The organism is Microcoleus sp. Pol7_B2, from assembly GCF_036701035.1.
Taxonomy (GTDB): domain Bacteria; phylum Cyanobacteriota; class Cyanobacteriia; order Cyanobacteriales; family Microcoleaceae; genus Microcoleus.
In genome coordinates this window covers 1-11,651 of sequence record NZ_JAUBQB010000041.1, presented here as the reverse complement: position 1 = coordinate 11,651, position 11,651 = coordinate 1, and the positions used below count along the sequence as shown (strand labels likewise).

General features: G+C 45.2%; 11 protein-coding genes. 9 read left to right on the top strand and 2 right to left on the bottom strand.

What is annotated here, in order from left to right:
- The 4 genes from QUA57_RS16440 to QUA57_RS16425 form a co-directional block, all read left to right on the top strand.
- On the top strand, positions 1-222 hold a 222-nt coding region (locus QUA57_RS16440; protein WP_333062245.1), incomplete at its 5' end, for a hypothetical protein.
- A gap of 102 nt (positions 223-324) precedes the next feature.
- Positions 325-789 carry a hypothetical protein gene (locus QUA57_RS16435; RefSeq protein WP_333062243.1) on the top strand — a complete coding sequence of 155 codons (465 nt, stop codon included), beginning with the start codon at positions 325-327 and terminating at the stop codon, positions 787-789.
- A 39-nt stretch (positions 790-828) separates the two neighbouring features.
- Positions 829-1,377: an AAA-like domain-containing protein gene (locus QUA57_RS16430; protein WP_333062299.1), complete on the top strand. Its 549-nt coding sequence runs from the start codon at positions 829-831 to the stop codon at positions 1,375-1,377.
- Positions 1,378-1,467: 90 nt separating this feature from the next.
- Positions 1,468-5,061 carry an AAA-like domain-containing protein gene (locus tag QUA57_RS16425; protein WP_333062241.1) on the top strand — a complete coding sequence of 1,198 codons (3,594 nt, stop codon included), beginning with the start codon at positions 1,468-1,470 and terminating at the stop codon, positions 5,059-5,061.
- 229 nt (positions 5,062-5,290) lie between these two features.
- Here QUA57_RS16425 and QUA57_RS16420 read toward each other — a convergent pair whose 3' ends face one another.
- Positions 5,291-6,496: a phytochelatin synthase family protein gene (locus tag QUA57_RS16420; protein WP_333062240.1), complete on the bottom strand. Its 1,206-nt coding sequence runs from the start codon at positions 6,494-6,496 to the stop codon at positions 5,291-5,293.
- Positions 6,497-6,560: 64 nt separating this feature from the next.
- Here QUA57_RS16420 and QUA57_RS16415 point away from each other — a divergent pair, with 64 nt between their 5' ends.
- A complete protein-coding gene (locus QUA57_RS16415) occupies positions 6,561-6,932 on the top strand; it encodes a hypothetical protein (RefSeq protein ID WP_333062237.1) in 372 nt (123 codons plus the stop codon).
- Between the two features lie 3 nt (positions 6,933-6,935).
- Positions 6,936-7,169, top strand: a complete 234-nt coding sequence (locus QUA57_RS16410; RefSeq protein WP_333062235.1) for a hypothetical protein — start codon at positions 6,936-6,938, stop codon at positions 7,167-7,169.
- Positions 7,170-7,313: 144 nt separating this feature from the next.
- Here the strand turns inward: QUA57_RS16410 and QUA57_RS16405 are convergent, their stop codons facing one another.
- Positions 7,314-8,051: an A/G-specific adenine glycosylase gene (locus QUA57_RS16405; RefSeq protein ID WP_333062233.1), complete on the bottom strand. Its 738-nt coding sequence runs from the start codon at positions 8,049-8,051 to the stop codon at positions 7,314-7,316.
- A 301-nt stretch (positions 8,052-8,352) separates the two neighbouring features.
- Between QUA57_RS16405 and exaC the strand changes: the two genes are divergently transcribed.
- The 3 genes from exaC to QUA57_RS16390 all read left to right on the top strand — a co-directional run bounded on the left by exaC (position 8,353) and on the right by QUA57_RS16390 (position 11,306).
- Positions 8,353-9,873: an acetaldehyde dehydrogenase ExaC gene (exaC, locus tag QUA57_RS16400; protein ID WP_333062231.1), complete on the top strand. Its 1,521-nt coding sequence runs from the start codon at positions 8,353-8,355 to the stop codon at positions 9,871-9,873.
- 166 nt (positions 9,874-10,039) lie between these two features.
- Positions 10,040-10,384, top strand: coding sequence for a DUF779 domain-containing protein (locus tag QUA57_RS16395; protein WP_333062229.1), 345 nt, complete (start codon positions 10,040-10,042; stop codon positions 10,382-10,384).
- 157 nt (positions 10,385-10,541) lie between these two features.
- Entirely contained in the window at positions 10,542-11,306 is a 765-nt protein-coding gene (locus QUA57_RS16390) for an NAD-dependent epimerase/dehydratase family protein (protein WP_333251205.1), read from the top strand.
- Positions 11,307-11,651 lie beyond the last annotated feature (345 nt).

Sequence of the window (11,651 nt, the reverse complement as noted above, 5' to 3'; positions counted from 1 at the left end):
ACCCTCACCGACCATCGCAATTCGGTCATGAGCGTCGCCTTTAGCCCAGATGGCAAAACCTTGGCTTCGGCAAGCGAGGACAACACGATCAAACTGTGGACTTGGGATTTCGAGCAACTCATGGCATTGGGCTGCCACTGGATCAGCGATTATCTCAGAACCCACCCTGGAGTGGCAGAAAAATACAAACCGATATGTTCTGATTATCTACCCCAAAAGTAGAATGTTTCTTACCAAGAAATCTAGAAACTCGGGACTCCCGTATTCCCTCCAACTGTAAACTGCTATAAAAGGTTATTCAGCATCACAAAAAAGGAGTAAGTTATGACAGAAGCTAATGAACTCGCGCAGCAAATATATGACCTTGACGAAGAGGTACTGGTAGCACAACTCGGTACACTCTCTGAAGAGATGAGGGGAGATTTAACAGCACAAAGTGCGCCAAGGGGTGTTTCTCTCGATTCACTTGATCTTGAAGTGGCAGCGAGAGGGCCAATTTCCCAAGGTGCGATAGAAGCAGGTCAAAAAGTTTTTAATCAAGTCAATACCGAAGCTTACAAAACTTTGTGTAGTCCTTTAGGGGATAAAGAGACTCAAGAAGTGCTAGATAAAGCCTTGGCAGAAAACTATACCAAAGCAGCGGGAATATTAGCACCATTTTTGGTATCTAGTTTAGGATGGGCGCCCACTGTTGCTGCACTTGTTGCCTCTTTAATTATCAAGAAAATTTCCAAAAATATAGCAGGAGGGATTTGTTCGACCTGGGCAAAAACTCTAAATATTTTATAAAATTCAACTGCCAATGAAAAGAGCAATCCCGCTTCTTAAATACCTATTGCCAGAGGGAAAAACGAAGTAGCTTGGAAAAAACTGCGTTTAGTAATTTACTCTTCCAAAGAAGTTTATATTCCGCTCAACATCAACCAGTCACCATTTAATGTAGGTTTACCACTTGAGCTACCAGAATTCAACCATCAACAAATTGTTGAATTAGTTCGGAAACATCAACTTAATTTGTCTGATAGTGAGAGAGAAAAACTAATTGGAATGATAGACGGACATCCTTACCTGTTAAGAAAAGCTCTCTATGAAATTGCTCGCGGTTTTTTAACCTTAGAGCAATTTTTACCCATTGCTCCGACAGAAGAAGGAATTTACGCCGATCATTTACGTCATCATTTAATTAATCTCACTGCTGATGCAAATTTGGAAACAGCAATAAAACAAGTAATTGCTAGTTCTAATCCAGTACGATTAGAAGCAAATTTAGCGTTTAAGCTTCGCAGTATGGGTTTGGTGGAGTTGCGAGGTAATGATGTGATTCCTCTGTGCAATCTCTACCGCCTATATTTGAAAGACCGTTTGGGAGTTCGTTAATTTGTACGTTGTTGCGCTTTAGCGCTAAATATGGCCCTAAAGCGCAACAACGTACCTTTTTTAAATAATTTAATTTTTGGGAGTTCGTTAATGAAGGAAAAACCTGATTTAAATTACGAATATCAAGTTGGTGGCAGTCTGCCGATTGATGCGCCTACTTATGTTAGAAGACAAGCTGACCGAGATTTTTTTGATGGACTAAAAGCGGGCGAGTTTTGTTACGTTCTTAACTCGCGACAGATGGGAAAATCTAGCTTGCGGGTGCAGACAATGGCGAGATTGCAGCAGGAAGGATTTGCCTGTGCTGCGGTTGATATTACATCAATTGGGACTTCAGATATTACTCCTCAAGAGTGGTATTTTGGAATTATTGACTCGTTGGTGAATAGTTTTGAACTTTACAATAATTTTGATTCCTATGAATGGTGGACGAATCACGATTTAGTGTCTCCTGTCCAACGGTTCAGCAAGTTTGTCCCAGAGGTATTGCTGAAATTTATTGATAAATGTATCGTGATATTTGTTGATGAGATTGACAGTGTATTGGCTTTGCCATTTAATATAGACGACTTTTTTGCCGTGATTCGCGAGTGTTTTAATCAGCGTGCAGATAAATCAGATTATCAGCGTTTAACCTTTGCTTTAATAGGAGTAGCAGCGCCTTCTGATTTGATTAGCAATCACCTTCGCACTCCTTTTAATATCGGGCGCGCGATTGAGTTGACGGGTTTTCAATTAGCCGAAGCGCAACCTTTGGCAGTTGGGTTAGAAACTCAAGCTGAGAATTCGCAAGCATTGCTACAAGCGGTGTTATCTTGGACTGGTGGACAGCCCTTTTTAACGCAAAAAATTTGTAAATTACTCCGACTTTATCTCACTTCAGAATCTCTCGAAACCCATGCCGATTGGGTAGCCCATTTAGTCCAACAAAAGGTGATTGAGAATTGGGAAGGGCAGGATGAACCCGAGCATTTGAAGACGATTCGAGATCGCATTTTACGCAGCGAACAACGGGCAAGTAGGTTATTGGGACTATATCAGCAAATTTTGCAGCACAATGAGATAGCGGCTGATGATACTCCCGAACAAATGGAACTGCGATTAACTGGGTTGGTGGTTAAGCAGTCTGGCAAACTTAAAGTTTATAACCCAATTTATCAATCGGTTTTTAACCTGGATTGGGTGGAAAAACAATTAGCGGAGCTCCGCCCTTACAGCGAAAGTTTTAAAGCTTGGATAGAGTCTGATTGCCAAGATGAATCGCGACTGTTGCGGGGTCAAGCCTTGCACGATGCTCAAACTTGGGCAGCAGATAAAAGTTTGAGCGATTTGGATTATCAGTTTTTAAATGCCAGCCGGGAAGTCCAACAACGGGAAGTGGAACGAGAGTTAGAAGCACAGAGACAAGCGAATAAAATTTTGACTCAAGCGAATCAGACGCTAATTAAAGCAGAGCAATTAGCCACGTATAAAGTCACTCAAGCCCAGAATTTAGCAAATGTCATCCAGGAAACTGCTTTTTCTAATGAATCATTTCGTTCAGGACAGACAGTCCAAGCACTGTTGGAAGCATTAAAGGCAGGGCAAGCATTCAAACAACTAGATTCTTCAGCCGAGACGACAAAACATATTAGAGGACGAGTGATAGCTGCGCTGCAACAAGCAGTGTCCGCAGTAAAAGAGCGCAATCATTTGGAAGGGCATAACAATGTGGTCATTAGCGTCGCCGTTAGTCCAGATGGCAAGACATTGGCTTCTGCAAGCTTTGACAACACCATCAAACTGTGGAACCTGCAAAGCAAAAAACCCATCGCTACCCTCACCGGGCATAGCAATCCGGTCTATAGCGTCGCCTTTAGTCCCGATGGCAAGACATTGGCTTCTGCAAGCAGTGACAAAACGATCAAACTGTGGCACATGGAAAACCAAAAACCCATCGCTACCCTCACCGGGCATAGCCGTTCGGTCTGGAGCGTCGCTTTTAGTCCCGATGGGAAGACATTGGCTTCTGCAAGCGGTGACAAAACCATCAAACTGTGGAACCTGGAAAGCCAAAAAGAACTCACAACCCTCACCGGGCATAGCAGTTATATCAGAAGCGTGGCCTTTAGTCCCGATGGCAAAACTTTGGCTTCTGCAAGCTATGACAACACCATCAAACTGTGGGATTTGCAAAGCCAAAAACCCATCGCCACCCTCACTGGCCATTGCGATTTGGTCAATAGCGTCGCTTTTAGTCCCGATGGCAAAACTTTGGCTTCTGCAAGCCATGACAAGACCATCAAACTGTGGGATTTGCAAAGCCAAAAACCCATCGCTACCCTCACCGGGCATAGCAGTTTGGTCAATAGCGTCGCCTTTAGTCCCGATGGCAAAACTTTGGCTTCTGCAAGCTTTGACAAAACCATCAAACTGTGGGATTTGCAAAGCCAAAAACCCATCGCTACCCTCACCGGGCATAGCAGTTATGTCAGAAGCGTCGCTTTTAGTCCAGATGGCTTGGTTTTGGCTTCTGCAAGCGATGACAACACCGTCAAATTGTGGAACCTGCAAACCCAAAAACCCATCGCTACCCTCACCGGGCATAGCAGTTATATCAGAAGCGTGGCCTTTAGTCCCGATGGCAAAACTTTGGCTTCTGCAAGCTATGACAACACCATCAAACTGTGGGATTTGCAAAGCCAAAAACCCATCGCCACCCTCACTGGCCATTGCGATTTGGTCAATAGCGTCGCTTTTAGTCCCGATGGCAAAACTTTGGCTTCTGCAAGCCATGACAAGACCATCAAACTGTGGGATTTGCAAAGCCAAAAACCCATCGCTACCCTCACCGGGCATAGCAGTTTGGTCAATAGCGTCGCCTTTAGTCCCGATGGCAAAACTTTGGCTTCTGCAAGCTTTGACAAAACCATCAAACTGTGGGATTTGCAAAGCCAAAAACCCATCGCTACCCTCACCGGGCATAGCAGTTATGTCAGAAGCGTCGCTTTTAGTCCAGATGGCTTGGTTTTGGCTTCTGCAAGCGATGACAACACCGTCAAATTGTGGAACCTGCAAACCCAAAAACCCATCGCTACCCTCACCGGGCATAGCAGTTATGTCAGAAGCGTCGCTTTTAGTCCAGATGGCTTGATTTTGTCTTCTGCAAGCAGTGACAACACCATCCAACTGTGGCACCTGCAAACCCAAAAACCCATTGCTACCCTCACTGAGCATCAAGGTTCAGTCTGGAGCGTCGCTTTTAGTCCCGATGGCTTGACTTTGGCTTCTGCAAGCGGTGACAACACCATCAAACTGTGGAACCTGCAAACCCAAAAGCCCATCGCTACCCTCACCGGGCATAGTAGTTGGGTCAATAGCGTCGCTTTTAGTCCCGATGGCTTGACTTTGGCTTCTGCAAGCGGTGACAACACCATCAAACTGTGGCATCTGGAAAGCCAAAAACCCATCGCCACCCTCACCGGGCATCAAGGTTTGGTCTGGAGCGTCGCCTTTAGTCCAGATGGCTTGGCTTTGGCTTCTGGAAGCAGTGACAACGCCATCAAACTGTGGATTTGGGATTTCGATAAACTAATGGCATTCGGTTGCAATTGGATTAGCGATTATCTCAGAACACATCCGAAAGTGGCAGAAGAATACAAACCGATATGTGCGGATTACCTCAACCAACCGTCAATCAAATAGTATTTAGGCCAAAACCGGCAGCCAACCAGATGTTCGCCCTACATTTTTTTTCTCACTACTTCCACTTTTTCTGTTGTCCATTCCTCACTCGCATCAGTCACAACCCTAATATTTCGCTGCGGCGAATCTTCCTCCACAACCGCCACCAGCATCAGATTATTAAATCTTTCTATTAAATCTTCACTTTTGTCGTTAGTCGACGTTGGAGAAGCTCAAAAGGCGGTATGTGCTAACTCTGAGGGATATTGCACTGATGTCCCTTGGAATATAAAGTGTAAAACTCCTGGAGTGCTGACATTTGTTCTCTCAATCTAGATATCTCTACATCCAAGGGAGGGAGTAGTTTCTCAAGGTGGCGAACCTCACTAAACCACAGTCGTAACTCGCGTTTGAGAGTTGCATAGAGCGTTTCGGGACACGAGAGTAATATTGCTGTTATTATCTCTGCTACGAATGGCTGTTGCGATCGCCACTTCCCTACAACAGACATTGCATCCGAGTCATCGCTTGACAAGCATTGGTGAACAATATCAAACAGTGAATTTAACTCAATAGCTGCCCGTAATTTCTCAAGTGTCTCTGCCGTCTCTGAGGAGGTATGCACCATAGTTGTGAATTCAACAGACCAATGGTGCAGAATGGTACTGACAAATGAAGCAATTGAATCAGGTTGTTCTTTTCTTAGAAGGTCGGGGAGTATTTCTGCAAAGTAAGGAGCAACACTACGCCACTGATGTAAATCACAAGCAACATGAAAGAATGTTTCTGGCAATCTTTCACTCTTCTGCAATAAAATATAACCTCGACATTGATTAGTGACGGGATCGACAGGTTCAAACGCTTTCCATAACAAAGGCAGAGAAACCCAGTGAGGTGGATATTTGAAACGAGCAACATCCAGCAGAAGAACTAGATCCCGCTGTGGATGATAGCCACCAATTGGTGAAAAGTGACCATCACCCGTTTGTCCCAACACCTTTCGGCTGTAGGAAACAACTAGATGAATATCACCTGACGCCGCAGTCACCTCCTCAACTGCTTGCCGAAATTTTTCCAAGCTGCTTTGGTGGTAACGGTTAGGTTTTACAACAGCACCGTTGCAACGTGCTATACAGACAAACTCATCAAAGGTGATACCGTTTTCTTTAATGACTGAAAGAGGTAAGCAACAGTCTAAAAATTCTTCTCCATACCATCTCCACACCCCTTTCCAAATGCGACCCGGATCGATGGATAAGGCATTAAGAACAACAACTAAACTACCCAATCCACAAAAAGCGGGTTCTGCTTGAGTATGAAACTGTTCCGCTAGAGCAAAATACCCTTCCATACCTCCCAATGCCAACGCTTCTCGAAAAATTTGCCTTCCCTCTACCGAGGAAAAGGCAATAGCAGAATCTGGGAGTGAACGACGATAAAACCCTTGAGCAGACATTGAGTGTTTTAACCTTTATTGCTTATGGTGCTAATAAATATTATGCAAAATCGTCACATTGATAATGATGAATGCACTTATTTACTATTTTTTCAATTTTAGCAATAAAACGCTGCGAAGGTTTGACTTTCTGGGTGCCAATTTAAAAAACGCGACCATTTGCGACAGACGGCTAGACATCAAGCTGATAAAACAATTCGGCAATTTTTCACAGATTGAGCGGTATGCAGCTCGGCTTAATCTCACATCTTGGGCCATTCTCAAGAACAGGCAAGATGCCTGTTCCACAATAAAATTCACTCTTTGTGGAACAGGCATCTTGCCTGTTCATAAAAAGCTTCTTGAAAATGGTGCAACATCTCAGATAAATCAAGCTTTTCTGAATATCCTCAATCACCCGATCGATGTTTTAGAAGAGTCGGCTCAAGAGTTGTAAGAGTTGCAATCAATCAAATTTAATCCGGTGATGTGGATTGGCACTGAGGTGGTCGATACTCAGGGGATTTATATTGAGGTGGCTGATAACGACATGGCAATTAGCAATTATGTCACAGCGCCACTTTCTGCTTTCTTGTTGGTTAGCAGAACCAGCCATCTCGTCAAGAATCACTCTCAAATATCGGATAATTGTAGAGCCACCCAAAGGAGAATTAAAGTGTTTTTAGCAACCTAGTAAAGGTACTAAATTTCGGATATGACTTCCGCTGCGTCACAGTTAATTAATAGTATTTACCGTTGGTGGGGGCTGGTTTTTGAGATTGTTAGTTAGAGTGAGAAAATGTTTTAAACCGCCTATACAATGACTGCACAAAATTTGTCAACTGAGTTCGGCAATGAGCCTAGAATTGATTTCGCTGCTAATTTTGTACTCGCACTGCTGTTGCAGCGGACACTCGCTGCAGCGGGGGTTTCTTGCGGTGCAAACTGCCGCCCCGAAGTCGAGTAAACCCAAATTCCAGGGCCCGACTTGCTGTTTGGGAGCGACTCGTTCTGCTGCTTCCCAAAGTTCGGGCGATCGCGATTTTACTTTACCGCCGTCAATCCCAAAAAAACGCTGCAAAATCCGAGCAACATTCGTATCGAGCACCGCTTTGGGCTGTCCGAAAGCATTAGCGCAAACCGATCGCGCAATGTACTTGCCAACTCCGGGAAGTTCCAGCAACTGAGCTTCCGTGCGGGGAACATTTCCCTGATAATTTTCTAAGATAACCAGCACCGATTCCCGCAGCTTTTGCGCCCGAAAAAAAAGACCCAAAGGCTGCAACAAACTAGCAACTTCCGCAGCAGGCGCGGCCGCTAAATCCGAGAGAGTCGGATATCGATCGACAAATTCTTGATAAATCGGAGCCACTGTAGCGGCAGTAGTCTTTTGCAGCAACAACTCCGCCACCAAAATCGCGTAGGGGTCGCAGGTACGCCGCCAAGGAAAATCACGGAAATTCTGCCGGGCCCAAGCTTTCAGCCGGCGTTGAAACCACCGGATTTTAGCAGCGTCTAAATGCTTTGAGCCATGCTCAATATCAGAAGAAAAAACAACGGTATTTAAGGCAGGCATTTGATTGGTACTGTTGATAAATTGCCCAGTTTATATCTATATATTAGCAGATATAAATAATTTGTAAAACTATCTTTTATGCTCTCGTTCTTCTCTCCCTCTGCGTACTCTGCGGTTTATAAAAAAATCTTATTAATTACCCGCCCGGCCCCGAAACCTAGAAACAACTTTGATTTCAAATATTTTAAAAATGTAAAATTTTGTATATTAAAGAACAAAACTGCCAGAGAATAGACGATAGTTGATATTTAACAGATTTCTTTCGATAGTCCGCAAAAACAAATTTTAATCAGGTAATAAAATGGTAGTAGCAGCACCTGTTCAATCCGGCAGTCAGTCGATTTTTAAACCTCGCTACGACAACTTTATCGGCGGCCAGTGGGTGCCACCGGTGAAAGGGAAATACTCGGAAAACCTTTCTCCAATTACAGGAAAATCAATTTGTCAAGTTCCCCGATCGAGCGCTGAGGATGTAGAATTGGCACTGGATGCCGCCCACGCAGCGAAAGACAAGTGGGGTAAGACTTCCCCAGCCGATAGGGCGCGGGTTTTACACAAAATTGCCGATCGAATCGAAGAAAACCTCGATCGCCTCGCCATCGCCGAAACCTGGGACAACGGCAAACCAATTCGCGAAACCCGCCTAGCAGACATACCGCTGGCGATCGACCATTTCCGCTACTTTGCAAGCTGCATCCGAGCTCAAGAAGGCTCGATCGGCGAACTCGACGGAACCACCGTCGCCTACCACTTCCACGAACCCCTAGGCGTCATCGGACAAATCATCCCCTGGAACTTCCCGATCTTAATGGCCGCCTGGAAACTCGCCCCAGCCCTTGCCGCCGGCAACTGCGTTGTCCTCAAACCAGCAGGCCCCACCCCCGCCTCCATCTTGGTACTGATGGAAATCATCGCCGACTTAGTACCAGACGGCGTTATCAACGTCATTAACGGGCCCGGCGCCGAAATCGGCAAAACCCTAGCCACCAGTCCCCGGATTGCCAAAGTCGCCTTCACCGGCGAAACCACCACGGGCAGGCTAATCATGCAATACGCCTCCCAAAATGTCATCCCCGTCACCCTAGAATTAGGCGGCAAATCCCCCAACATTTTCTTTGAAGATATCTGCGCCCAAGACGACGAATTTCTCGACAAAGCAGTCGAAGGATTAGTCATGTTTGCCTTCAACCAAGGCGAAGTGTGCACCTGTCCCTCCCGCGCCTTAATTCAGGAGTCAATCTACGATCGATTTATGGAAAGGGCGATCGATCGCATCCGCCAAATCAAACAAGACAACCCCTTAGATCCCACAACCGCCCTCGGCGCGCAAGTCTCCATCAACCAGATGGAAAAAATCGCCGAATACGTCAAAATCGGTCACGCCGAAGGCGCAGAATGTCTCATTGGCGGCGAAAGAAACATATTATCCGGCGACTTGCAAGACGGTTATTATTTCCAGCCGACAGTCTTCAAAGGAAACAACAAAATGCGAATTTTCCAAGAAGAAATCTTTGGCCCAGTATTAGCAGTAACCACCTTCAAAGACGAAGCTGAAGCATTAGAAATTGCCAACGATACTCTCTACGGTTTAGGTGCAGGAGTTTGGACTCGCGACATCAACACCGCCTACCGCATGGGTCGCGCTGTTCAAGCAGGCCGCGTCTGGACAAACTGCTATCACCTCTATCCGGCCCACGCAGCATTCGGCGGCTACAAATCATCTGGTATCGGTCGCGAAAATCACAAAATGATGTTAGATCACTACCAGCAAACTAAGAATTTGTTAATCAGCTACAGCCCCAAAGCTTTAGGTTTTTTCTAAGGTGTTAGTCATTGGGAAGGAAGAAAGAAGAAAGACAAACTTCAAGGATGCGTCAACTCCTTCTTTCTCTCTTTCCTCTCTTTGTCTGCGTCCTCTGCGCCCTCTGCGGTTCATTAAAAAAATCTCATTCATAAACAAAATAAAATTGTTACACCAACAGACTGCAATGGAAACTGCAAAAGTTACCGCAACAGAATCCGCTTTAAAATTAATTAACCATCTCAAAACTCAACACAGACAATTGATGTTTCACCAATCCGGCGGTTGCTGCGACGGTAGTTCCCCCATGTGCTTTCCCGATGGCGAATTGATAATCGGTGATGGTGACGTATTGCTCGGCGAAATAGGCGGTTGTCCCTTTTATATTGCAGCGCAGCAATACAAATATTGGCAGCACACGCAGTTAATTATAGATGTGGCATCGGGACCGGGAGGCAGCGATTTTTCCCTGGAAGAGCCGGATGGAGAGCGTTTTATTACTCGTTCCCGGTTGTTTGTTAATGCTGATTAACTCGGCGTTCCCTAATAGAGGGATGATATGGAGAAAAAGTAGCAGGAAATGCCCAGAATGCAAATCCAATAAAACCGTGCGTAAAGTTTTGTAACTTTGATATATTGGTATCTTGGATGCAATCTAGAGCCTTCTATATCAGAAGTTAAAAAAACGGATGAACGCTATAATTATTGGTTGTGGCTATGTTGGAAGTGCCGTTGCCCAGCATTGGCGGAAGCTGGGTCACCTAATTACTGCAACGACGACAACGCAAGACCGGATTGGGGAGTTACAGAAAGTGGCCAACGAGGCGATCGTCCTGAAGCGCTGCGATGAAGAGACATTACAGACGATCCTGCCAAATCAAGATGTGGTCTTCCTGAGTCTCGCTCCTACAGCAAACCACCAAGTAGATTCCGATATGTACGAGGAGACATACCTGCATACGGCCAACAACCTTGTTCTTGCCTTGAAGCATTTTCCCAACATAAAACAACTCATATATACCAGTAGTTGTGCGGTATATGGCAATAGTAATGGAGCCTGGTTGAGTGAACTTTCACCTGTGGCACCAGCTAACAGACATGGAGAGATTTTACATGAGACAGAGCAAGTTTTGCTGTCAGCATCCAGCCAAGATTTGAAAGTATGTATCTTTCGCCTTGGAGCAATTTATGGACCTGAACGCGAGCTCAAGAAACGGTTTACTAAGCTTGCAGGCACAACTCGCCCAGGCACAGGCAATCATTTCACGAGCTGGATTCATCGGGACGACATTGTATCAGCAAGTGAGTTGGCGCTCGCTCGTCAATTACAAGGAGTTTATAACCTATTGGAGTTTAGACTAAACAGGCCAAAAAGTGTGATCGCTGTGAGACTGGCAAACGTTTATCAAGAACGGCAACGGGATCTGGCGACCAGCTATCAGCTTCAACCATAAGATAGATGCCAGCGAGGGTTGACGTTCTGGGAGACTTGCAACAAGAGAAAAAAACTGTCTGCGATAGTTTCAACAGACAGCGTAAGGGTAGAAAATTGAGAATTCAGCAAAAAATCTCAAATCTACCTGCAATCTCTGTTGGAACAATTATACGAATTTCGTCAACAAGCTTATGAATGCCTGGGCAAGGCAAAAGATGCCACCTTTGAACTAGCAGACGCGGTAATGACGACGCGCCATGTCTCATGCGCGAGGAGATTTGGCTCTCAATCAATACGGTTCAGTTAAGGCTCAAACCCTGGTAAATTAGGTATTGTTTCCAAAAATGGAGAGTAAGTTAGCGTG

What these genes read in the sequence shown, in the direction of transcription:
- QUA57_RS16435 (WP_333062243.1), top strand. Translation starts at nt 325, where the DNA reads ATGACAGAAGCTAATGAACTCGCGCAGCAAATATATGACCTTGACGAA.
- QUA57_RS16425 (WP_333062241.1), top strand. Translation starts at nt 1,468, where the DNA reads ATGAAGGAAAAACCTGATTTAAATTACGAATATCAAGTTGGTGGCAGT.
- QUA57_RS16420 (WP_333062240.1), bottom strand. Translation starts at nt 6,496, where the DNA reads ATGTCTGCTCAAGGGTTTTATCGTCGTTCACTCCCAGATTCTGCTATT.
- QUA57_RS16415 (WP_333062237.1), top strand. Translation starts at nt 6,561, where the DNA reads ATGATGAATGCACTTATTTACTATTTTTTCAATTTTAGCAATAAAACG.
- QUA57_RS16405 (WP_333062233.1), bottom strand. Translation starts at nt 8,051, where the DNA reads ATGCCTGCCTTAAATACCGTTGTTTTTTCTTCTGATATTGAGCATGGC.
- exaC (WP_333062231.1), top strand. Translation starts at nt 8,353, where the DNA reads ATGGTAGTAGCAGCACCTGTTCAATCCGGCAGTCAGTCGATTTTTAAA.
- QUA57_RS16395 (WP_333062229.1), top strand. Translation starts at nt 10,040, where the DNA reads ATGGAAACTGCAAAAGTTACCGCAACAGAATCCGCTTTAAAATTAATT.
- QUA57_RS16390 (WP_333251205.1), top strand. Translation starts at nt 10,542, where the DNA reads ATGAACGCTATAATTATTGGTTGTGGCTATGTTGGAAGTGCCGTTGCC.